Source organism: Burkholderia sp. Ac-20344 (assembly GCF_017104975.1).
Classification (GTDB): domain Bacteria; phylum Pseudomonadota; class Gammaproteobacteria; order Burkholderiales; family Burkholderiaceae; genus Burkholderia.
In genome coordinates this window covers 1-20,941 of sequence record NZ_JAAGPP010000152.1, presented here as the reverse complement: position 1 = coordinate 20,941, position 20,941 = coordinate 1, and the positions used below count along the sequence as shown (strand labels likewise).

Annotated in this window: 20 protein-coding genes and 1 pseudogene; 6 read left to right on the top strand and 15 right to left on the bottom strand. The window is 67.5% G+C overall.

Annotated features, from left to right (window positions below):
- A partial coding sequence (locus G3N64_RS32610) for an IS3 family transposase (protein ID WP_143281221.1) occupies positions 1-94 on the top strand: 94 nt, incomplete at its 5' end.
- Between the two features lie 91 nt (positions 95-185).
- Here the strand turns inward: G3N64_RS32610 and G3N64_RS32605 are convergent.
- The 9 genes and pseudogenes from G3N64_RS32605 to G3N64_RS32570 all read right to left on the bottom strand — a co-directional run bounded on the left by G3N64_RS32605 (position 186) and on the right by G3N64_RS32570 (position 7,663).
- Positions 186-1,382, bottom strand: a complete 1,197-nt coding sequence (locus tag G3N64_RS32605) for a pyridoxal phosphate-dependent aminotransferase (RefSeq protein ID WP_205787837.1) — start codon at positions 1,380-1,382, stop codon at positions 186-188.
- A gap of 73 nt (positions 1,383-1,455) precedes the next feature.
- The gene (gene nusB / locus G3N64_RS32600; protein WP_021157083.1) at positions 1,456-1,893 is read right to left on the bottom strand and encodes a transcription antitermination factor NusB; all 438 of its coding nucleotides are present in this window, start codon (positions 1,891-1,893) and stop codon (positions 1,456-1,458) included.
- On the bottom strand, positions 1,890-2,408 hold the full coding sequence (gene ribH / locus G3N64_RS32595; RefSeq protein WP_011351235.1) for a 6,7-dimethyl-8-ribityllumazine synthase: 519 nt from the start codon (positions 2,406-2,408) through the stop codon (positions 1,890-1,892). Before ribH ends, nusB begins: the two co-directional genes overlap by 4 nt.
- A gap of 53 nt (positions 2,409-2,461) precedes the next feature.
- Positions 2,462-3,604 carry a bifunctional 3,4-dihydroxy-2-butanone-4-phosphate synthase/GTP cyclohydrolase II gene (gene ribBA / locus G3N64_RS32590; protein ID WP_205787836.1) on the bottom strand — a complete coding sequence of 381 codons (1,143 nt, stop codon included), beginning with the start codon at positions 3,602-3,604 and terminating at the stop codon, positions 2,462-2,464.
- Between the two features lie 183 nt (positions 3,605-3,787).
- On the bottom strand, positions 3,788-4,306 hold the full coding sequence (locus G3N64_RS32585) for a DUF1993 domain-containing protein (RefSeq protein ID WP_085039677.1): 519 nt from the start codon (positions 4,304-4,306) through the stop codon (positions 3,788-3,790).
- 206 nt (positions 4,307-4,512) lie between these two features.
- Positions 4,513-4,599: pseudogene (locus G3N64_RS39990) on the bottom strand (riboflavin synthase); the annotation flags it as partial.
- Between the two features lie 2 nt (positions 4,600-4,601).
- Positions 4,602-5,723: a bifunctional diaminohydroxyphosphoribosylaminopyrimidine deaminase/5-amino-6-(5-phosphoribosylamino)uracil reductase RibD gene (gene ribD, locus G3N64_RS32580; RefSeq protein ID WP_205787835.1), complete on the bottom strand. Its 1,122-nt coding sequence runs from the start codon at positions 5,721-5,723 to the stop codon at positions 4,602-4,604.
- Positions 5,724-5,738: 15 nt separating this feature from the next.
- Positions 5,739-7,022, bottom strand: a complete 1,284-nt coding sequence (gene hemL, locus G3N64_RS32575) for a glutamate-1-semialdehyde 2,1-aminomutase (protein WP_014897811.1) — start codon at positions 7,020-7,022, stop codon at positions 5,739-5,741.
- 176 nt (positions 7,023-7,198) lie between these two features.
- Positions 7,199-7,663, bottom strand: a complete 465-nt coding sequence (locus G3N64_RS32570; RefSeq protein ID WP_205787834.1) for a hypothetical protein — start codon at positions 7,661-7,663, stop codon at positions 7,199-7,201.
- A gap of 234 nt (positions 7,664-7,897) precedes the next feature.
- On the opposite strand from G3N64_RS32570, the gene G3N64_RS32565 reads away from it, so the two are divergent.
- Positions 7,898-9,115: a Bcr/CflA family multidrug efflux MFS transporter gene (locus tag G3N64_RS32565; RefSeq protein WP_205787833.1), complete on the top strand. Its 1,218-nt coding sequence runs from the start codon at positions 7,898-7,900 to the stop codon at positions 9,113-9,115.
- 96 nt (positions 9,116-9,211) lie between these two features.
- Here the strand turns inward: G3N64_RS32565 and G3N64_RS32560 are convergent, their stop codons facing one another.
- From G3N64_RS32560 to zwf, 3 genes are all read right to left on the bottom strand, one after another.
- The gene (locus G3N64_RS32560) at positions 9,212-11,140 is read right to left on the bottom strand and encodes a bifunctional transcriptional regulator/glucokinase (RefSeq protein WP_205787832.1); all 1,929 of its coding nucleotides are present in this window, start codon (positions 11,138-11,140) and stop codon (positions 9,212-9,214) included.
- Positions 11,118-11,798, bottom strand: coding sequence for a 6-phosphogluconolactonase (gene pgl / locus G3N64_RS32555; RefSeq protein ID WP_205787831.1), 681 nt, complete (start codon positions 11,796-11,798; stop codon positions 11,118-11,120). Before pgl ends, G3N64_RS32560 begins: the two co-directional genes overlap by 23 nt.
- 88 nt (positions 11,799-11,886) lie before the next feature.
- The gene (gene zwf / locus G3N64_RS32550; RefSeq protein WP_205787830.1) at positions 11,887-13,356 is read right to left on the bottom strand and encodes a glucose-6-phosphate dehydrogenase; all 1,470 of its coding nucleotides are present in this window, start codon (positions 13,354-13,356) and stop codon (positions 11,887-11,889) included.
- A 431-nt stretch (positions 13,357-13,787) separates the two neighbouring features.
- Here zwf and G3N64_RS32545 point away from each other — a divergent pair, with 431 nt between their 5' ends.
- The 4 genes from G3N64_RS32545 to ugpC all read left to right on the top strand — a co-directional run bounded on the left by G3N64_RS32545 (position 13,788) and on the right by ugpC (position 18,190).
- Entirely contained in the window at positions 13,788-15,035 is a 1,248-nt protein-coding gene (locus tag G3N64_RS32545) for an ABC transporter substrate-binding protein (RefSeq protein ID WP_205787829.1), read from the top strand.
- Positions 15,036-15,173: 138 nt separating this feature from the next.
- Positions 15,174-16,112: a sugar ABC transporter permease gene (locus tag G3N64_RS32540; protein WP_205787828.1), complete on the top strand. Its 939-nt coding sequence runs from the start codon at positions 15,174-15,176 to the stop codon at positions 16,110-16,112.
- Positions 16,102-16,959 (top strand): carbohydrate ABC transporter permease, encoded by an 858-nt coding sequence (locus tag G3N64_RS32535; protein ID WP_006496594.1) that lies wholly within the window; start codon positions 16,102-16,104, stop codon positions 16,957-16,959. Before G3N64_RS32540 ends, G3N64_RS32535 begins: the two co-directional genes overlap by 11 nt.
- A gap of 112 nt (positions 16,960-17,071) precedes the next feature.
- Entirely contained in the window at positions 17,072-18,190 is a 1,119-nt protein-coding gene (gene ugpC / locus G3N64_RS32530; protein WP_205787827.1) for a sn-glycerol-3-phosphate ABC transporter ATP-binding protein UgpC, read from the top strand.
- An 81-nt stretch (positions 18,191-18,271) separates the two neighbouring features.
- Here ugpC and G3N64_RS32525 read toward each other — a convergent pair whose 3' ends face one another.
- From G3N64_RS32525 to trxB, 3 genes are all read right to left on the bottom strand, one after another.
- Positions 18,272-18,895 (bottom strand): trimeric intracellular cation channel family protein, encoded by a 624-nt coding sequence (locus tag G3N64_RS32525; RefSeq protein ID WP_027788121.1) that lies wholly within the window; start codon positions 18,893-18,895, stop codon positions 18,272-18,274.
- Complete coding sequence (locus tag G3N64_RS32520) at positions 18,882-19,661, bottom strand: Smr/MutS family protein (protein ID WP_205787826.1); 780 nt, start codon at positions 19,659-19,661, stop codon at positions 18,882-18,884. Before G3N64_RS32520 ends, G3N64_RS32525 begins: the two co-directional genes overlap by 14 nt.
- Positions 19,662-19,798: 137 nt before the next feature.
- Positions 19,799-20,761: a thioredoxin-disulfide reductase gene (gene trxB / locus G3N64_RS32515; protein WP_205787825.1), complete on the bottom strand. Its 963-nt coding sequence runs from the start codon at positions 20,759-20,761 to the stop codon at positions 19,799-19,801.
- Positions 20,762-20,941: the final 180 nt, after the last annotated feature.

Here is a 20,941-nt window from a genome sequence, read left to right as displayed (position 1 = left end):
GCGCTACATCCACTACTACAACCACGAACGCATCAAGCTCAAGTTGAAAGGGCTGAGTCCCGTGCAATACAGGACTCAGCCCTTGGGCGCCTAGCCTTTAACCGTCCAACTTCGTGGGGTCAGTTCAGATCCGGGTGCCTTTTTCGCTTTTGCGGTGTGCGGAATGGCCGCCGCGCCGCCGTGTGTCAGTGCTGCCCGAACAGCGTCGCGAGCCGGTCGACCGCTTCCTCGAGCCGCGAGTAGGCCGTCGCATAGGACAGGCGGATATAGTCGCGCGGCGCATGGACACCGAAGTCCATGCCGGGCACCAGCACGACGCCCGCGTCGTGCAGCATCGCCGTCGTGAGCGCGGCGCTGTCGCCGGCCGCCGGGTGGGCGACGCCGCCGCAGTGCGCATACACGTAGAACGCGCCGTCCGGCATCACGGGCACCGTGAAGCCGAGCCGTTCGAGCGCCGGTGCGATGAAGTCGCGGCGGCGCTTGAATTCGAGCCGGCGCGCTTCGTAGATAGCGAGCGCGGCTGGTTCGAAGCACGCGAGCGCTGCGTGCTGCGCGAGCGCGGACGGGCAGATGAACAGGTTCTGCGCCAGTTTCTCGAACGTGCCGACCAGCGTGGGCGGCACGACCAGCCAGCCGAGCCGCCAGCCCGTCATGCTGAAATACTTGGAGAAGCTGTTCACGGTGACGACGTCGTCGCCGAACGACAGCGCCGACACGGGCGCCGCGTCGTAGCTGAGCCCCTGGTAGATCTCGTCGACGATCGTGAAGCCGCCGCGTGCGCGTACGGCTTCGACGATCCGTTTCAACTCGTCCGGTTCGAGCGACGTGCCGGTCGGGTTCGACGGCGAGGCGAGCAGCACGCCGCGCGTGCGGTCGCCCCAGCGCGCGCGGACGTCGTCCTCGGTGAGCTGGAAGCGTGCGTCCGGGCCGCTCGGCACGAGCACAGCGCGGCCTTCTGCCGCCGCGACGAAGTGCCGGTTGCACGGATACGACGGATCGGGCATCAGCACCTCGTCGTCACGCCCGACGAGTGCGAGGCACGCGAGCAGCAGCGCGGCCGACGCGCCGGCCGTCACGACGATCCGCTCCGGACTGATCGTGAGGCCGTAGGCGCGCGCGTAGTGCGCGGCGATCGCCTCGCGCAGCGGCGCAATGCCGAGCGCGCTCGTATATTGCGTGACGCCGCGGCGCAGCGCGGCCGCGGCCGCTTCGACGACCGGCTCCGGCGCAGTGAAATCCGGCTCGCCGATGCCCATGTGGATAACATCGCGCCCGGAGGACTCGAGACGCTGTGCCTCCTTCATCAGTTCCATCACGTAGAAGGGCTGGATCGCGTCGACGCGTGCGGCGAGCTTGACGAGCGAATCGGTGGCGGTATTCATCGGGCGGGCAGGGCGAGGAAGGCGGGGCAAAAGAAAAAACGGGCGCATGCGCGCCCGTTCCGGACAAACGGTATCAGCCGTTGCGGCGCGCCTGCGTTTCGGCGGGGCGCAGCTTCGCGGCGAGCTTGTCGAGTACGCCGTTCACGTACTTGTAGCCGTCGGAGCCGCCGAACGTCTTCGCGAGTTCGACTGCTTCGTTGATGATCACGCGGTACGGCGTTTCGACGTGGTGCGTGAGCTCGAACGTCGCGATCAGCAGCACGGCGCGTTCGACCGGCGACAGCTGGTCGATCGGGCGGTCCAGCGACGGCGTCAGCGCTTCGACGAGCGTGGCGTGCTCGCGGATCACGCCGTGCAGGATTGCGTCGAGCAGCTCCTTGTCAGCCTTGTCGTAACCGAGCGCGCCGCGCAGTTGCGCGTCGATCTCGCCGGAGGACGCGTTCGACAGCAGCCACTGGTACAGCCCCTGCGTCGCCAGCTCGCGCGATTGTCGGCGGGCGCTCTTCTTCATGCGCGCTCCTCTTCGTCGTCTTCGTCTTCTTCTTCGTCCTCGTCGTCGTCGCCGAGCTGGTCGAGCGCCATCGTCAGGTTGGCCATCTCGACGGCGACGCGTGCGGCGTCACGACCCTTTTCGGTCATGCGCGCGACGGCCTGCTCGTCGTTTTCGGTCGTCAGGACCGCGTTCGCGATCGGCAGGTTGAAGTCGAGGCCGATGCGGGTGATGCCCGCGCCGCTCTCGTTCGACACGAGTTCGAAGTGGTAGGTCTCGCCGCGGATCACCGCGCCGAGCGCGATCAGCGCGTCGAACTGGCCGCTTTCCGCGAGCTTTTGCAGCGCGAGCGGGATTTCCAGCGCGCCGGGCACCGACACGAGCAGCACGTCTTCACCGGTGACGCCGAGGCGTTCCAGTTCCTCGACGCATGCGTCGGCGAGGCCGTTGCATACGGGCTCGTTGAAGCGCGATTGCACGATGCCGATACGCAGGCCGTCGCCTTCGAGATTCGGTTGGTATTGTCCGATTTCCATGATCTTGTCCGTGGTGTGGATGAACGGTTATAGGGCGAAAGCGCCGTGGCGGGTTACGCGTTGGACGCCGGGCAGGACTTGGCTTCGCCGCCGGGCATCGGGATGAAGCCCGTGACTTCCAGGCCGTAGCCGGACATGCTGCCCAGCTTGCGCGGATTCGACAGCACCTGCATCTTGCTGACGCCGACATCGCGCAGGATCTGCGCGCCGATGCCGAACGTCTTGAAATCAACCGGCCGGCGCTTGAGCGCAGCGGCCTTTTCTTCCTCGTCGAACGCCTTGAAGACGTCGATCAGGTGTTCCTTCGTGTCGCCGCAGTTGAGCAGCACGATCACGCCGAGGTCGCGCTCCGCGATCTCGCGCATCGCGGCGTCGAGCGTCCACGAGTGCGTCGACACGCCCGTTTCGAGCAGGTCGAGCACCGACAGCGGCTCGTGCACGCGCACCGGCGTATCGACGTCGGGCGACGGCGCACCGCGCACCAGCGCGATGTGCGGCGAGCCGCTCGGCTGATCGCGATACAGCACCGCGCGGAACGTGCCGTGCGCGGTCTGCATCGTGCGCTCGGCGATCCGCTCGATGATCGATTCGGTGCGGCTGCGGTACTGGATCAGGTCGGCGATCGTGCCGATCTTCAGGTTGTGTTCCTTCGCGAACTCGATCAGGTCGGGCAGGCGCGCCATCGTGCCGTCGTCCTTGATGATCTCGCAGATCACCGCGGCCGGCGTGAGGCCCGCAAGCGCGGTGAAGTCGCAACCGGCCTCGGTGTGGCCCGCGCGCACGAGCACGCCGCCCGGCTGCGCCATGATCGGGAACACGTGGCCCGGCTGCACGATGTGCTCGGGGCGCACGTCGTGCGCGACCGCCGTGGCGATCGTGTGCGCACGGTCGGCGGCCGAGATGCCGGTCGTCACGCCTTCGGCCGCTTCGATGCTGACCGTGAAGGCGGTGCCGTACTGCGTGCCGTTGCGGTAGGTCATCAGCGGCAGGTGCAACTGCTTGCAGCGTTCCTGCGTCAACGTCAGACAAACCAGGCCGCGGCCGTACTTGGCCATGAAGTTGATCGCTTCCGGCGTGACGAATTCGGCGGCGATCACGAGGTCGCCCTCGTTTTCGCGGTCTTCTTCGTCGACCAGGATCACCATCCGGCCGGCTTTCAGCTCGGCGATGATGTCGAGCGTGGAGGCGAGCGTCATAAGGGGGCGAGAAAGAGGAAAGTGCGTATTTTACGCCAGCCGGACGGCGTTTCGGCTGGCATGGGCTGCGTGCCGCCGGCAAGCGCTCCGGAAAGCGCTGCGGCCGGCCTGCGCGGCAGGCCTGGCCTGGCCGCCGCGCGTTGCCTGCACGCGGGTGCGGGCGGTGGCGGGCCGAGCTTTGCATCAGGCGTGCTGGTCGCGCCCGCCCAGGTAGTCGAGCTTGCCGAGCTCGACGCCGCTGTGACGCAGGATGTCGTACGCGGTCGTCACGTGGAAGAAGAAATTGGGCAGCACGAAATTCAGCAGGTAAGACTGGCCGGTGAACTCGATCGGGCCGACGCGCATCTTCAGCACGATCTGGCGCGCCTCGCTGCCGTCGATCTGCGCGGCGTCGAAGCTTTTCAGGTAGTCGATCGTCTTCTGGATGCGTGCGTGCAGCTCGTCGAAGGTCTGCTCGACGTCCGGGTAGCTCGGAATCTCGACATCGGCGAGCCGCGCGGCGCAGCCCTTGGCCGTGTCGGTCGCGATGTAGACCTGGCGGACGAGCGGCAGCATGTCCGGGTACAGGCGGGCACCGACGAACACCGACGGATCGATCTGCTTTTCGGCCGCGTGCGCCTGCGCCTTGCCGAGGATGTGCTGCAGGTTGGTCAGGCCACGAATCAGGACAGGCAACGAGGCCTGATACATCGAAATGGACATGGGGACGACTCCTTGAGGAAGAGGGTGACCAATACGCGGCCGCGCCGTGCGTTGCGGCGCCGAAACCGCTGTCGACGCATCTTAGCGCGGCGGCATGACCCGTGCGCGTCGTTGGCCATTCGGCCAGATGTCGGCGCGGGCAGGCGAGCGTCGAGCGCAGGCATCGTCGCTTCGACCGGCGACGCGCGGCGCGAAACGGGGCGGGAGATCAGGTAGTTCGAGAACGCGCAGCCGCCCGCGCGATCGTCGACCGCGTTGACGGTCAGGCTCACGCCGTTGACCGTGATCGACCCGTTCAGTGCGTGGCGTCGGGCGGCGCGAAGCGCGCGAGGATCCGCAGGTCGTCGCCGACCCGCTCGAATCCGTGGAACGACAGCCGCGTACGCGCGTCGAGGTTCGCCGGCGCGGCGAGGTCGAACATGCCGGCCGCATCGGCGCCCAGCAGGCTCGGCGCGAGGTAGACGAGCAATTCGTCGACGCACTGCTCGCGCAGCAGCGAGCCGTTCAGCTTGTGGCCGGCCTCGACGTGCAGCTCGTTGACGCCGCGCGCGCCAAGCGCCGCCAGCATCGCGGGCAGGTCGACCTTGCCTTGCGCATTCGCGATCGGCACGATTTCCGCACCACGCGCCTTCAGCACGTTCGCGCGCACCTCGCCGGCGGCGTCGAGCCGGCCGCAGAAGATCAGCAGCGGCGCGCCTTCGAGCAGCCGCGCGTCGAGCGGCAGGTCGAGGCGGCTGTCCACCAGGATGCGCTGTGGCTGGCGCGGCGTGTCGATGCCGCGCACGGTCAGCAGTGGGTTGTCTTCACGCACGGTGCCGATGCCGGTGAGGATCGCGCAGGCGCGCGCCCGCCATGCATGCCCGTCGAGGCGCGCGGCCTCGCCGGTAATCCACTGGCTTTCGCCGGACGGCAGCGCGGTGCGGCCGTCGAGCGACGCAGCGGTCTTCATCCGTACCCACGGGCGGCCGCGCGTCATCCGCGACACGAAGCCGATGTTCAGTTCGCCGGCTTCATGCGCGAGCAGCCCGCAGCGCACGTCGATGCCCGCGTCGCGCAGCATCCCGAGGCCGCGCCCCGACACCTGCGGGTTCGGGTCTTCCATCGCGGCGACGACCTTCGCGACGCGCGCGTCGATCAGCGCGTTCGCGCACGGCGGCGTGCGGCCGAAATGGCTGCACGGTTCGAGCGTCACGTAGACGGTCGAACCCGCGACGTCGTAGCCACGCGAGCGTGCGTCCTTCAGCGCCTGCACCTCCGCGTGATCCTGGCCGGCCGGCTGCGTGAAGCCTTCGCCGATCACGTCGCCATCCTTGACGATCACGCAGCCGACACGCGGGTTCGGCGCCGTCGTATACATGCCGCGCGCGGCGAGCGCCAGCGCGCGCTGCATGTGGGCGAAATCGATATCCGAGAACATGCGCGCGGACCCGGGTCAGGCAGCGAGTGCCGCGAATGCGCGGCGCGCGGCCGCGAGCGTCGCGTCGATCACCGCGTCGTCGTGCGTGCTCGACACGAAGCCGGCCTCGTACGCGGACGGCGCGAAGTACACGCCTTCGTCGAGCATCAGGTGGAAGAAGCGGTTGAAGCGCTCGGTGTCGCTCTTCGTCACTTCGGCGAAGCTGGTCGGCACGCGTTCGGCGAAGTAGAGGCCGAACATCGCGCCGATCGAGTCGGCCGCGAACGGCACGCCGGCCGCACGCGCTTCGGCCGCGAGGCCGTCGGCGAGCCGCTTCGTCTGCGCGGTGAGCGCGTCGTAGAAGCCGGGCGCCTGGATCAGCTGCAGCGTCTTCAGGCCCGCGGCGACCGCGATCGGGTTGCCCGACAGCGTGCCGGCCTGATAGACGCCGCCGAGCGGCGCGAGGTGGGCCATGATGTCGCGGCGGCCGCCGAACGCGGCAGCCGGCATCCCGCCGCCGATCACCTTGCCGAGGCAGGTGAGGTCGGCCGTGATGCCGTAGTAAGCTTGCGCGCCGCCGAGCGCGACGCGGAACCCGCACATCACTTCGTCGAAGATCAGCACGGCGCCGTGCTTCGTGCACAGTGCGCGCAGCGCGTTCAGGAATTCGGGCGTGCCGCGCACGAGGTTCATGTTGCCCGCGACCGGCTCGACGATCACGGCGGCGATCTCGTCGCCGAATGCACCGAACGCTTCTTCGAGCGCGGCGACGTTGTTGTATTCGAGGACGGTCGTGTGCTTCGCGATGTCGGCGGGCACGCCGGCCGACGTCGGGTTGCCGAACGTCAGCAGGCCCGAGCCGGCCTTCACGAGCAGGCTGTCCGCGTGGCCGTGGTAGCAGCCCTCGAACTTGACGATGCGGCTGCGGCCCGTGAAGCCGCGCGCGAGACGCAGCGCGCTCATCGTGGCCTCGGTGCCGCTCGACACCATCCGCACCTGCTCGATCGACGGCACGAGCTTGCAGATTTCCTCGGCGATCTCGATCTCGGCTTCGGTTGGCGCGCCGAACGAGAAGCCGTCGGCGAGCACGTTCTGCACGGCCGACAGGACTTCCGGATGGACGTGGCCGACGATCATCGGGCCCCACGAGCCGATGTAGTCGATGTATTGCTTGCCGTCGGCATCCCAGAAATACGGGCCTTGTGCGCGCGCGACGAAGCGCGGCGTGCCGCCGACCGAACGGAATGCGCGCACCGGCGAGTTGACGCCGCCGGGAATGGTCTTCTGGGCGCGTTCGAAGAGGATCTGATTGTTGGACATGGGCGAAACCTGCGAGAGAAGGGCGCGGGGGCCTGTGCACGGGCCGCGGCGCCTGGGCGGAACGATCGTCTGATTGTACCGGAGACGCGCGCGGCGGGCCCGCGGCGCGGTCTGCGGCCTTTCGGCGCGCGAGGGATCGCGCGGGCCGGAAACGAAGAAGCGGCGATTTGGCCCCGTTAACGATCCGGCACGGGCGGCGGCTTGCGCTTGCCGGTCAGCTCGGCCCAGCGCTTCTCGAGCGGGCCTTCGACCATCGGCTTGATCACCGTGCCGGAACTCTGCGCATCCCAGGTCTGCACCGAGTACGGATGCACGCGCAGCGCGTCGCGCGCGATCACGACGTCCTGGTGCGCGTCGACCAGCCAGTCGTATACGAAGTCGATGCACAGCCGGTAGCCGCGCTTCGTCGACGGATCGGGCACCTCGTACGGCGCGCGCGTCACGTAGCCGGAACCGAACACGCCCTTGGGCTCCTTCGCGACGCGGTGCAGGAACACGCGGTCGCCCGGCAGGATGCCGCGCGCGAAGCCGCAGCCCCACACGTCATGCACGGCCTCGCCGGCCTTCACGCGCGCGGCGACGTCGGGCAGTTCGGGCCACGGCCATTTCTTGGGGCTCCAGATCAACAGGAAAGCGGTCATCGGTTCGGTCGTGCGTCTAATTGGTCAGACGAGAGGGGCGCGGAGCTGCAAGCTTAATCGAATCCCCGCCCGCGATCCTGCGCGGCGGCGTTTTTCGGCCAGCCGCGCACCCGGCCGGCGGCACCCAAAAAGTTGCGCGTACAATCATGGGCCTGGCCGCGCCGTTCTCGGCGCGGCCTCCCGTCTTCACCGCCACGTGCGCCCCGATGCGCGCGGGCTCCACTCCGGATACCCATGTCTCACGTCGTCCGGCGCCGGCCCGATGCCCGGCTGATCCTGTTGCTCGGCGCGCTCGCCGCCTGCGGGCCGATTGCCACCGACATGTACCTGCCGAGCCTGCCGTCGATCGCCGGCGGCTTCTCCGTCAGCCCCGGCGCCGCGCAGCGCACGCTGACGAGCTTCATGGCCGGCTTCTCGATCGGCATGCTGCTGTACGGCCCGCTGTCCGACACGTGGGGCCGCCGTCCCGTGCTGCTCGGCGGCATCGCGTTGTTCACGCTCGCGAGCATCGGCTGCTTCGTGTCGAACTCGATCGACATGCTGATCCTCGTGCGCTTCCTGCAGGCGCTCGGCGCCGGCGCGGCGTCGGTGCTGTCGCGTGCGATCGCGCGCGACGCGCACGAGCCGACCGACGCGGCGAAGGTGCTGTCGATGGTCGCGATCGTCACTGCGGTCGGGCCGCTGCTCGCGCCGCTGGTCGGCGGGCAGATCCTGCGTTTCTCGGGCTGGCGCGGCGTGTTCGTCGTGCTGGCCGTGTTCGGCGCGGTGTGCGCGGCGACCGCGTACCTGCGCGTGCCCGAAACCTGGCCGAAGGAGCGGCGCAAGAGCGCGGCCGTGCTCGCATCGTTCGCGTCGTATGGGCGCATCCTGTCCGATCCCGTCGCATGGGGACACATGCTGTGCGGCGGGATGGCGTTCGCGGCGATGTTCTCGTACATCACCGCGACACCGTTCGTGTATATCGAGTATTTCCACGTGTCGCCGCAGCACTACGGGCTGCTGTTCGGCCTGAACGTGGTCGGCATCATGATCGGCAACTTCACGAACACGCGGCTCGTCGGCCGCATCGGTTCGCTGCGCATCATCGCGGCCGCGTCGCTCGTGAGCTGCATCGCATCGCTCGCGGTCGCGCTCGTCGCGCTGACGGGGTGGGGCGGGCTGTGGTCGATCGTCGTGTGCCTGTTCTTCGTCGTCGGCGTGGTCGGGATCCTGTCCGCGAACTGCACGACCGACCTCATGCATCGCTATCCGCACAACGCGGGCGCGTCGGCGGCCGTGTTCGGCGCGATGCAGCTGGCGCTCGGCGCGCTCGCGAGCGTCGCAATCGGCGCACTCGCCGACGGCACGCCGTTCGCGATGGGCGTGACGATCGGCGTCTCGGGCGTGCTGTGCTTCGCCGGCCGCTACCTCGTGCTGCGCTGGCACGGGCGGCCCGTCAAGGCGGGCGCCTGAACCGCGGCCTGACGGCAGAATGAAAAACGCCACCGTGCGCGCTGCGCCGGTGGCGTTTTCGTTTCGAACGCGGAAAGCGGCTGCCGCCGCGCCGCGTCAATCCCGCGCGACGTCCTTCGCCGCCGGCGACGCGCCGTGGCTCAGCCAGTCGAGCACGTCGGCCGTCTCGTCGTCGCTTGCGCGCGCCTTCGCCTGGGCGACGGCCTCGGGCAGTTCGCCGTTGGTCGACGCACGGCGGATCGCGACGCCGACCGCGAGGATGTCGATCATCAGCAGATGCAGGACCCGCGAGATCATCGACAGCTGCGATTCGCGCATCTCGATGTGATCGGTCTCGAGCGCGACGGTCGCGCGCTTCGCGAGCGGCGTGTTGCTCGACGTGATCGCGATCACCTTCGCGCCGGCCTGCATCGCGACCTCGAGCACGCGCAGCAGCTCGGGCGCGCGCCCCGACTTCGACACCGCGACGATCACGTCGCCCTTGCCGAGCAGCGCGGCCGACGCGGCCTGCATGTACAGGTCGCCGTACGCGATCGTCGGGATCCCGAAGCGGAAGAACTTGTAATGCGCGTCCTGCGCGACGATGTTCGAATTGCCGAGCCCGTAGAACTCGATGCGCCGCGCGCCGTTCAGGATCTCGATCGCGTTCTCGACGTGCTCGAAATTCAGGTGCTCGCGCAATTGCAGGATTGCGGACACCGTGTTGTCGAGCACCTTCGCGCCGAAGTCGGTGGCCGTATCGCCGAGATGCACCTGGCTGTGGCTCATCGGGATCGTGCCAGTGAGGCCGGTGGCGAGCTTCAGCTTGAAGTCCGACAGCCCCTGGCAGCCGAGCGAGCGGCAGAAGCGGATCACGGTCGGCTGGCTCACGTCGGCCTTGCGCGCGATGTCGACGATCGGATCGTTGATGATCGAGCGCGGATGGTTCAGCGCGAGATCGGCGACGCGGCGCTCGGCCGGCGTCAGTGCGTCGCGCATCTGGCGAATCCGTTCGAACACGGCCGACGACGCACCGCCCGAACGGTTCGACAACTGCTCCGCGAGGATCGCCGACACGCCGAGGAACGCCGGGTATTCGGCGGTGATCAGGTAGGTCGGGATGTTTTCGAGGTAGTGCGTGAAGCGGCCCTTCGCCTCGAAGCGCGCGCGGAACGACGAGCGCGTGAACAGTTCGCCGAGCTTCAGCGCGACGCCGCCGCCGATGTATACGCCACCGAGCGCGCCGAGCGTCAGCGCGACGCTGCCCGCGAACGCGCCGAGAATCCCGCAGAAGCATTCGACCGTCTCGAGCGCGAGCGCGTCGCCCGCATGCGCGCGCTCGACGATCTCGGCCGTGTCGACGGTCGCGGCCACGCGCTTCTTGTCGCGGGCGGCGAGCGCGCGATAGACGATCTCCATGCCGGGGCCCGCGCATACGCGTTCGAACGACACGTGCGGAAACTTCTTGCGCGCGTACTGCAGCACCAGATCCTCGCGCTCGTCCTGCGGCGCGAACGACGCGTGGCCGCCTTCGCTGCCGAGCGCGATCCAGCGGTCGTCGGCCGGAATCAGCCCCGACACGCCGAGCCCGGTGCCGGGCCCGAGCAGCCCGATCACGCTGTTCTGGCGGCGCGCGCCGCCGCCGATCTGCACGCGCTGCGCGTCGGTCAGGCCCGGCAGCGCCATGGCCAGCGCGGTGAAATCGTTGACGACGAGCAGCGTGTCGAAGCCGAGCGCGCGGCGCGTCGCCTCGATCGAGAAGCTCCAGTCGTGGTTGGTCATCGTGACCTGGTCGCCGTCGACCGGATTGGCGATCGCGATCGCCGCGTGATTCACGCGGCTGATCTTCACGTCCTTCAGGTATTTGCGGATCGCGTCGGTGAGCGTCGGATAGTCGGCGCCGGGATACACGCGGATCTGCGTGATGTCGCCCGGGCCGGTTTCCAGCGCGAAGCGCGCGTTGGTGCCGCCGACGTCCGCGAGCAGGCGCGGGCCGTCGGCATGCTGGCCCGCGACGGCCGCCTTACTTTGCGCACCAGTAGACATCGAGCTGGGTCCCCTTGTCGTTGGCCAGTTGGGAAATCGCGTTCTTCTGCAGCGATGCGGCCGCGGCGTCGAGCACCGCGCGCTTGGCGGTGCCCGCGATCAGCAGGAACAGCCGGTCGACGCGCTTGAGCGCATCGAGCGAGAAGCTCACGCGCGCATGCGGCGCGGCGCCGGGATGCACGGCGACGAAACGCTCGGGCGTCGTGATCGCGTGATCCCATTCGGGCGCATCGGCGAAGATCGACGCGGTATGGCCGTCCTCGCCCATGCCGAGCACCGCGATGCTCGGCACGCGGTAGTCGGCGTTCGCGTTCAGCGCGGCGACGTGTGCGTCGAGCGCGTTGCGCGTGTCGACGAGCGGCAGGAAGCGGGCCGGGGCCGCTGCATGCTGCAGCAGCGTGTCGCGCACGAGGTGCGCATTGCTGGCCGCCTCGTTCTCCGGCACCCAGCGGTCGTCGACCAGCGTCACGTCGACGCCGGCCCAGTCGAGCGCCGCGTGCGACAGCGTTTGCAGGAACGGGCGCGGGCTCGTGCCGCCGGACACCGCGAGCGTCGGGCGCGCGGGGCCGGCGAGCGCGGCGCGCAGCGCATCGCCGACGGCGCGCGCGAGCGCTTCGCTTTGCGCTTCCTGGGTGTCGAAAGCGTGGATCTCGATCACATCTCCTCCGGACTGCTTTGTCTGTTCAAATCGTACGAATCGTGGGGCACGTTGCCGCGTACGGGGGCGTGCGCGGCAACGGTTTGCATCAGTTCTCTTCTTCGAGCCAGCAGGTGTCGTGCTGCGCGAGCATCGCGCTCGCCGCGGCCGGCCCCCACGTGCCCGCCGCATACGGCTTCGGCGGCTTCAGCGTACGTGCCCATTCGTTCAGGATGGGCTCGACCCAGCGCCATGCGGCTTCCTGTTCGTCGCGACGCACGAAGAGGGCGAGACGGCCGTTGATCACGTCGAGCAGCAGGCGCTGGTACGCCTCCATCTGCCCTTCCTTGAAGAACTGGTCGAACGCGAGGTCGAGGTGCACGCTCGCGAGGTTCATCCCTTCGCCCGGCTGCTTCGCGAGGCAGTACAGGCGGATCGTCTCGTTCGGCTGCAGCCGGATCACGAGGCGGTTCGAGCCGGGACGCAGCGCGGTGGGCCCGAGCGCCGAATGCGGCACCGGGCGGAAATTGACGACGATCTCCGCGACGCGATCGGCAAGACGCTTGCCGGTGCGCAGGAAGAACGGCACGCCGGCCCAGCGCCAGTTCTCGATCTCGACCTTCAGTGCGACGAAGGTTTCGGTCTGGCTGTCGGGCTTCACGCCCGGCTCGGTCGCGTAGGCCGGCACCTGCGCGCCCTTGATCACGCCCGCATGATACTGGCCGCGCACGGCCACCTTGCCGATGTCGCGCGGATCGACGGGCTTCAGCGCGCGCAGCACGCGCAGCTTTTCGTCGCGCACCGAATCCGAATCCATCGAATGCGGCGGCTCCATCGCGACGATCGACAGCAGCTGCAGCAGGTGGTTCTGCACCATGTCGCGCAGCGCGCCCGTATTGTCGTAGAAATCGCCGCGTGCCTCGACGCCGAGCTCCTCGGCGATCGTGATCTGGATGCTCTCGACCCATTCGCGGCGCCACAGCGGCTCGAACAGCGCATTGCCGAAGCGCAGCGCGAGCAGGTTCTGTACGGGTTCCTTGCCGAGGTAGTGGTCGATCCGGTAGATCTGGCCTTCCGCGAAAATCTCGCCGACCGCGTCGTTGATCGCATTCGACGACTTCAGGTCGTAGCCGAGCGGCTTCTCGAGCACGATGCGCGAGCCTTCGTTCAGGCCGACCGACGCGAGCGCCTTGCAGATCGGCACGAACAGCGACGGGCCCGTCGCCAGATAGAACACGCGGATGCCGGGCAGCGATGCGACCGCGTCGCGCAGCACGACGTAGTCTTCCGCGCGGCCGAGGTCGAGTTTCACGTACTCGATGCGATCGAGGAAGGACTTCCACGCAGCGTCGTCGAACGCTTTGCCGGCCGCCTTGGCCGCGTGCGGCTTCACATGCGTGTCGACCCATTCGAGATAGGCCGCGCGATCCGATTCGTGACGCGCCACGGCGACGATCCGGCCGCTCTCCGCCAGCATGTTCGCACGGTGTGCTTCGAACAGCGCGGGCAGGATCTTGCGCATCGACAGATCGCCGGTGCCGCCGAAAAGTACGAAGGTAAAGCTGGAATCGGTATGCATGTGTCTCCGCCGTGTTGGGGGTGCTGGGAAGCGATCCGTAGTGCGATAAAAATATTTTTGACACTGAATTGTAGTTTAACTACAATCCGCCGCAAGGGGTAGCACCTGGGTGAAGAAAAAAAGAAGTGCGGTCGATGAACTGCGCGAGCTTCGCCTTCGGGAACGCCTTGTGCCGAATGTTATCGGACATTGACGGCGCGCATCGTCGGCGCGACGTCGGCCCCGGGCTCGTGCCGCATCATCGCGGCGGGCCAGAAACACAAAGAGGAGACACGCCGTTGAATCTCGATTCACGCTTTCTGTAAGAGCCCGGCCGGTCATCGGCCCCGTACGCTGCATGCGTCCCGCGGCTCGATTTCCCCGTCGTTATCAAGAAGCCGGTTCCCGGTCAGGGAACCTCACGAGTTGATTCAGTCTGGAGGAGATAAGTAATGAAAGTTCGCTCGATCATGGGTGCGCTCTGCGCAGCAGGTCTGATGGCTGGCGCCGTGGCGGCGCAAGCAGCCGAGAATGTAACGGTGCTGCACTGGTGGACCTCGGGTGGCGAGTCGAAGGCCGTCGGCGTGCTGAAGGACGACCTGCAGAAGCAGGGCTACGTGTGGAAGGACTTCGCGGTCGCGGGCGGCGCCGGTGCCGCGGCAATGACCGCGCTGAAGACCAAGGTGATCAGCGGCGACGCACCGTCGGCCGCGCAGATCAAGGGCCCGCTGATCCAGGACTGGGCCGACCAGGGCGTGCTCGTCAACATCGATTCCGCTGCCGGCGACTGGAAGCAGAACCTGCCGCCGGAAATCGACAAGATCATCAAGTACAAGGGCCACACCGTCGCGGCGCCGTTCTCGGTGCACCGCGTGAACTGGCTGTACATCAACAAGGCCGCGCTCGACAAGGTCGGCGCGAAGGTGCCGACCACCTGGCCTGAATTCTTCGCGGTGGCCGACAAGCTGAAGGCCGCGGGCATCCAGCCGGTCGCGATGGGCGGCCAGCCGTGGCAGGACCTGACGCTGTGGGAAGACGTCGTGCTGTCGCAGGGCCCGGCGTTCTACAAGAAGGCGCTGGTCGACCTCGACCAGGCGACGCTGACGTCGCCGCAGATGCTGTCCGTGTTCGACACGGTGCGCAAGATCCAGGGCTACTTCGATACCGGCCGTAACGGCCGCGACTGGAACCTCGCGACCGCGATGGTCATCAACGGCAAGGCCGGCATGCAGTTCATGGGCGACTGGGCGAAGGGCGAGTTCGAGAACGCGGGCAAGAAGGCGGGCAAGGACTACATCTGCGCAGCGGTGCCGGGCACGGCGAATGCGTACACGTTCAACGTCGATTCGTTCGTGTTCTTCCAGCAGAAGGGCGAGAAGGCCGCGACGGCGGGCCAGCTCGCGCTCGCGAAGACGATCATGACGCCGGACTTCCAGGAACAGTTCAGCCTGCTGAAGGGTTCGGTGCCGGTGCGCCTCGGCGTGAAGATGGACAAGTTCGACGACTGCGCGAAGAAGTCGTATGCCGACGAGCAGACTGCGATCAAGTCGGGCGGTTTCGTGCCGTCGCTCGCGCACGGGATGGCGCAGAGCGATGCGACCGCCGGCGCGATCACGGACGTCGTGACGAAGTTCATGAACTCGCAGCAGGATTCGAAGAGCGCGGTCGCCGCGCTCGCGAAGGCCGCGAAGGTCAAGTAACGCGCGACAGGCGCCCGGCCGGACGCGTTTCATCGGCCGGGCGTTTTTGCATGTGCAGCAAACGGGCTCGCCCGCGGGCTCGTGCCGTACCTGGCGCCGGCCCGGCCTGCGTCGCCCTCGTTCCAGGAGTCGAATCAAGTGGCTGCCCCTCTTAGCGGAAACGGATCCGGCGCTGCCGCCGCACGGCGTACCTCGCCGATGTCGGCCTTCGCCGATCGCTGGATCCCGAAGCTCGTGCTTGCGCCGAGCGTCGCGATCGCCGTGGTGTTCATCTACGGCTTCATCCTGATTACCGGTTATCTGTCGCTGACCAATTCGCGGCTGTTGCCGAACTACGAATTCGACGGCTTCGGCCGTTACACCGACCTGTTCCAGAACGACGTGTGGTGGACCTCCGCCGCGAACCTCGGCTGGTTCGGGATTCCGTTCATCGCGGTCTGCGTCGCGCTCGGGCTGTTCCTCGCGATCCTGCTCGACCAGCGGATCCGCAACGAAGGCGCGCTGCGCGCGGTCTTCCTGTACCCGATGGCGCTGTCGTTCATCGTCACCGGCACCGCGTGGCAGTGGATCCTGAACCCGGGCCTCGGCCTCGAGAAGGTGATGCACGACTGGGGCTGGACGAGCTTCTCGTTCGGCTGGCTCGACGATCCGGACAAGGCGATCTTCTGCGTGGTGATCGCGGCCGTGTGGCAGTCGACCGGCTTCGTGATGGCGCTGTTCCTCGCGGGGCTGCGCGGTGTCGATGCGGAAATCTTCAAGGCCGCGCAGGTCGACGGCGCGACGCTGCCGACCATCTACCGCAAGATCGTGATCCCCAGCATGCGCCCGGTGTTCTTCTCGGTGCTGCTGATCCTCTGCCACATCACGATCAAGACCTTCGATCTGGTCGTCGCGCTGACGGCAGGCGGCCCGGGTACGTCGTCGTCGCTGCCGGCCATGTTCATGTACACGTTTTCGTTCAACCGCGGCCAGCTCGGGCTCGGCGCGGCGTCCTCGGTGATGATGCTCGCGACCGTGGTCGCGGTGCTGGTGCCGCTGATGTATATGGAATCGAGGAGCACCCGCAATGCAGCCTAAGATGACGATCAGCCGGGCAGTGATCTATGCGGCACTGATCCTGTTCGCGCTGTATTTCCTGTTCCCGATCTACGTGATGCTGTCGACGTCGTTCAAGGATCTCGACCAGCTGCGCACCGGCAACCTGCTGACGCCGCCCACCACGTGGACCGTCGAGCCGTGGGTGAAGGCCTGGAGCGGCGCCTGTACCGGCGTGCGCTGCGACGGCATGAAGCCGTTCTTCCTGAACTCGCTGCAGATGGTGATCCCGGCCGTGCTGATCTCGTCGCTGATCGGCGCGTTCAACGGCTACGTGCTCACGCACTGGCGCTTTCGCGGCGCCGACGCACTGTTCACGATGATGCTGGTCGGCTGCTTCATCCCGTTCCAGGTGATCCTGCTGCCGATGGCGCGCCTGCAAGGGATGCTCGGCCTCGCCAACACGATTCCGGGGCTCGTGTTCGTGCACGTGGTGTACGGCATCGCGTTCACGACGATGTTCTTCCGCAACTTCTACGTGAGCGTGCCGGCCGAGCTCGTGAAGGCCGCGCGCATCGACGGCGCGGGCTTCTTCACGATCTTCACGAAGATCCTGCTGCCGGTGTCGCTGCCGATCTTCATGGTGTGCCTGATCTGGCAGTTCACGCAGATCTGGAACGACTTCCTGTTCGGGATCGTGTTCTCCGGCGTCGATTCGATGCCGATCACGGTTGCGCTGAACAACCTCGTCAACACGTCGACGGGCGTGAAGGAATACAACGTCGACATGGCCGGCGCGATCATCGCCGCGCTGCCGACGCTGCTCGTCTACATCGTCGCCGGCCGCTACTTCGTGCGCGGGCTGACGGCGGGCGCGGTGAAGGGGTAGGCGCGGTTTCATCCGATACGACGAACCGGCCGCGCATCGCGCGCGGCGCATCGAAACGAACCCGACGCGGCGCCGGAGTGCGCCGCGCGAGACGAGACTGAGGATTCACAGCATGGCAAGCCTTTCCATCCGTGACGTGTACAAGACCTACCCGAACGGGGTGCCGGTCCTGAAGGGTGTCGACATCGAGATCGAGGACGGACAGTTCCTGATCCTGGTCGGCGGGTCGGGCTGCGGGAAGTCGACGCTGCTCAACATGATCGCCGGGCTCGAGACCGTGACGAGCGGCGAGATCTGCATCGACGGCAAGGTCGTCAACGACCTGTCGCCGAAGGACCGCGACATCGCGATGGTGTTCCAGTCGTACGCGCTGTATCCGTCGATGACGGTGCGCGAGAACATCTCGTTCGGCCTGAACATCCGCAAGGTGCCGAAGAGCGAGCAGCAGCAGATCGTCGACCGCGTGTCGCAGATGCTGCAGATCCAGCACCTGCTCGACCGCAAGCCGGGCCAGCTGTCGGGCGGCCAGCGCCAGCGTGTCGCGATGGGCCGTGCGCTCGCGCGCGATCCGTCGCTGTTCCTGTTCGACGAGCCGCTGTCGAACCTCGACGCGAAGCTGCGCATCGAGATGCGCGCGGAAATCAAGCTGCTGCACCAGCGCCTCGGCACGACGATCGTCTACGTGACGCACGACCAGATCGAGGCGATGACGCTCGGCGACCGGATCGCGGTGATGAAGGACGGCGTCGTCCAGCAGTTCGGCGCGCCGCAGGAGATCTACGATTCGCCGTCGAACCTGTTCGTCGCGGGCTTCATCGGCGCGCCGCCGATGAACTTCATCAACGGCAAGCTGGTCGAGCAGGGCAGCGGGATCGCGCTCGAAGTCGACACGGGCGTCAAGCGCGGCGCGCTGAACCTGCCGTTCGACGCAGCGAAGCTGAAGTCGCACGTCGGCCGCGAGGTGATCCTCGGCCTGCGTCCGGAGCGCATCACCGACCTGCGCCACGCGCACAACGGCGACGCGTCGCACCTGCAGCCGTTCGACGTGCGCGTCGACGTGACCGAGCCGACCGGGCCGGACACGCACGTGTTCGCGCAGGTGAACGGCAAGCGCATCGTGAGCCGCGTGCATCCGGCCGCGAACCCGCAGCCCGACCAGACGCTGTCGCTGCTGTTCGACGTGTCGAAGGCGGTGCTGTTCGATCCGGCGTCGGAAGAGCGGATCGCGTGACGCGGTCCATGCGCTGAACGAAGAAGGGGCCGTTTCGAAGCGGCCCCTTTCGTTTGCGCATGCGGGTGCGGCGTCAATGCGTCAATGCGGCAGCCTGACGTCGAACTTGAACGTTGCAAGCCGGGCGACGAGGATGAAGCCGGTCGCGAGCAGCACGCTGTACACCGAGTCGAACTGCAGCCACACCAGCAGCAGGTAGAACCAGCAGCCGACGAACGCGCAGGTCGCATACGGCCGCGAATCCCGCAGGATCAGCGGGATGTCGTTGCACAGCACGTCGCGGATGATCCCGCCGACCACGCCCGTGATCACGCCCATCATCACCGCGATGAAGCGCGGCATCTCGGCATCGAGCGCGATCGCCGTACCCGAGATGCTGAAGATCCCGAGCCCGATCGCATCGGCCACGAGCAGCAACCGCTCGGCCGACAGCCGCGACAACATTCGCAGCACGAACGGCGCGAACAGCGCGAGCACGAAGATCGCGATCACATAGTCGTCGTGCACGACCCAGTAGAACGGCCGGCGCTCGAGCAGGATGTCGCGCAGCGTGCCGCCGCCGAATGCGGTGGCGAGCGCGACGACGAACGTGCCGACCGAGTCGAGGCGGTTCTTGCGCGCCTCGATGAACCCCGAGATCGCAAAGGCCAGCGTGGCGATCGCCTCCAGTACCGCGATCGCGAGCGTCAGCCTAGGATGCGGCACGCGGCCCCCGGTCGGCCGGTGTCGCGTGCGGCTGCAGCAGCACGAGCACCGCGCCCGCGCCGCCGTCGTTGCCGCGCGCTTCGCAGAACGCGATCACTTCTTCCTTCTGCACGAGCCATGCGCGCACCTTGCCCTTCAGCACGGGTTCCTTGCCGATCGAGCCGAGCCCCTTGCCGTGGATCACGCGCAGGCAGCGCAGCCCTTTCTTGCCGGCTTCGCGGATGAACTCGGCGAGCGCGTCGCGCGCCTCGTCGCGCCGCATGCCGTGCAGGTCGATCTGCGCCTGTACGATCCACGCGCCGCTCCTCAGCTTGCGCACGACGTCGCGGCTGATGCCGGGGCGGTGGTAATACAGCGAGTCGTCGCTGTCGAGCAGCGTCTCGGGATCGAATTCGTCGGACAACGTCGCGTTCAGCACGGCTTCCTCGTCGCGCTGCGTCTGCTTCGGCACCGGGTCGGGCGGCGTGCGGCCGGCCGCCGCGCGCGGCGGCGCGTTCAGCGGCTGGATCGCGCCGATCTCGTTGCGGAACAGGCTCGCGTCGGCTTCCGCCTTGCGCTCGGCCTTGGCCGTTTCGACGCGCGCGCGTTCGCGGCGATCGGCTTCGCCTTGCAGCGACTTGCACAATGCGCCGAGGCCCGCTAGGCCCTGGCCGCGCAGCACGGCGGGATCGGGCGCAGGCGCCGGCGCGACGGGCGCGGGTTTCGCGGGACGGGCGGCGATCTGCCGCTTCGCGGGATCGCTCGGATGGGGCTGGTTCTTCGCCATGATTCGGTACGCAGGGCAGGCGCGTTCGGGCGCGCGGGCAAAAAAAAGCCGCTGCACGGCGGCAGCGGCTTGTCCGGCCAGACCCGCTTCGCGGCAGCGGACGCCATTGTAGCGCCCGGCGCGGCGAGGCTCGCGGCTTACTTCTTGTCGTGCAGGCTTTCGAGGTAGCGCTGCGCGTCGAGCGCGGCCATGCAGCCCGTGCCCGCGCTGGTGATCGCCTGGCGGTACACGTTGTCCTGCACGTCGCCCGCGGCGAACACTCCCGCGACGCTCGTCGACGTCGCGTTGCCGTGCAGGCCGCTCTTCGTCAGGATGTAGCCGTCCTTCATCTCGAGCTGGCCCTGGAACAGGTCGGTGTTCGGCTTGTGGCCGATCGCGACGAACACGCCCTGCACGTTGAGGTCTTCCGTTGCGCCGGTCTTCACGTTCTTGATGCGCAGGCCCGTGACGCCCGAATCCTCGCCGGTCACTTCGTCGAGCACGTGATCCCACTTGATCACGACCGCGCCTTCCTTTTCCTTCTCCAGCAGGCGGTCGATCAGGATCGGCTCTGCGCGGAACTTGTCGCGGCGGTGGATCACCGTCACCTTCTTCGCGATGCCCGTCAGGTAGAGCGCTTCCTCGACGGCCGTGTTGCCGCCGCCGATCACGGCGACTTCCTGGTTGCGATAGAAGAAGCCGTCGCAGGTTGCGCAGGCGGACACGCCCTTGCCCATGAACGCTTCCTCGGACGGCAGGCCGAGATACTGCGCGGACGCGCCGGTCGCGATGATCAGCGAGTCGCACGTGTATTCGCCCGAGTCGCCGATCAGGCGGATCGGCCGCTCGTGCAGCTTCGCGGTGTGGATGTGGTCGAACACGATTTCGGTGTTGAAGCGCTCGGCGTGCTCGAGGAAGCGCGCCATCAGCTCCGGACCCTGCACGCCCTTCGCGTCGGCCGGCCAGTTTTCGACGTCGGTCGTGGTCATCAGCTGGCCGCCCTGCGCGATGCCGGTGATCAGCACCGGGGACAGGTTGGCGCGTGCCGCGTAGACGGCAGCCGTGTAGCCGGCGGGGCCGGAACCGAGAATCAGGACTTTGGCGTGTTTGGGCGTGGACATGTGCGAATCCGTAAAAGGCGGCCGCGGCGGGCGGGGTAGGGCTCGCCGTACGATCCGGGTTGACCGGGATGCCGTCATAGATGGGTATCAGTCGCGCATTATAAAGGTCCCGTTGCTGCATTGCCGAACGAGAGTTTCAATCGCGGCGATAGTGTCGCGCGGCGCAACGGCCGCGCAGCT

What these genes read in the sequence shown, in the direction of transcription:
- G3N64_RS32520 (WP_205787826.1), bottom strand. Translation starts at nt 19,661, where the DNA reads ATGGCGAAGAACCAGCCCCATCCGAGCGATCCCGCGAAGCGGCAGATC.
- trxB (WP_205787825.1), bottom strand. Translation starts at nt 20,761, where the DNA reads ATGTCCACGCCCAAACACGCCAAAGTCCTGATTCTCGGTTCCGGCCCC.
- zwf (WP_205787830.1), bottom strand. Translation starts at nt 13,356, where the DNA reads ATGCATACCGATTCCAGCTTTACCTTCGTACTTTTCGGCGGCACCGGC.
- G3N64_RS32585 (WP_085039677.1), bottom strand. Translation starts at nt 4,306, where the DNA reads ATGTCCATTTCGATGTATCAGGCCTCGTTGCCTGTCCTGATTCGTGGC.
- ribD (WP_205787835.1), bottom strand. Translation starts at nt 5,723, where the DNA reads ATGTTCTCGGATATCGATTTCGCCCACATGCAGCGCGCGCTGGCGCTC.
- G3N64_RS32605 (WP_205787837.1), bottom strand. Translation starts at nt 1,382, where the DNA reads ATGAATACCGCCACCGATTCGCTCGTCAAGCTCGCCGCACGCGTCGAC.
- G3N64_RS32570 (WP_205787834.1), bottom strand. Translation starts at nt 7,663, where the DNA reads ATGACCGCTTTCCTGTTGATCTGGAGCCCCAAGAAATGGCCGTGGCCC.
- nusB (WP_021157083.1), bottom strand. Translation starts at nt 1,893, where the DNA reads ATGAAGAAGAGCGCCCGCCGACAATCGCGCGAGCTGGCGACGCAGGGG.
- ugpC (WP_205787827.1), top strand. Translation starts at nt 17,072, where the DNA reads ATGGCAAGCCTTTCCATCCGTGACGTGTACAAGACCTACCCGAACGGG.
- ribH (WP_011351235.1), bottom strand. Translation starts at nt 2,408, where the DNA reads ATGGAAATCGGACAATACCAACCGAATCTCGAAGGCGACGGCCTGCGT.
- G3N64_RS32535 (WP_006496594.1), top strand. Translation starts at nt 16,102, where the DNA reads ATGCAGCCTAAGATGACGATCAGCCGGGCAGTGATCTATGCGGCACTG.
- G3N64_RS32545 (WP_205787829.1), top strand. Translation starts at nt 13,788, where the DNA reads ATGAAAGTTCGCTCGATCATGGGTGCGCTCTGCGCAGCAGGTCTGATG.
- G3N64_RS32565 (WP_205787833.1), top strand. Translation starts at nt 7,898, where the DNA reads ATGTCTCACGTCGTCCGGCGCCGGCCCGATGCCCGGCTGATCCTGTTG.
- hemL (WP_014897811.1), bottom strand. Translation starts at nt 7,022, where the DNA reads ATGTCCAACAATCAGATCCTCTTCGAACGCGCCCAGAAGACCATTCCC.
- G3N64_RS32560 (WP_205787832.1), bottom strand. Translation starts at nt 11,140, where the DNA reads ATGTCTACTGGTGCGCAAAGTAAGGCGGCCGTCGCGGGCCAGCATGCC.
- ribBA (WP_205787836.1), bottom strand. Translation starts at nt 3,604, where the DNA reads ATGACGCTCGCCTCCACGCTCGACATCATCGCCGAGCTGAAAGCCGGC.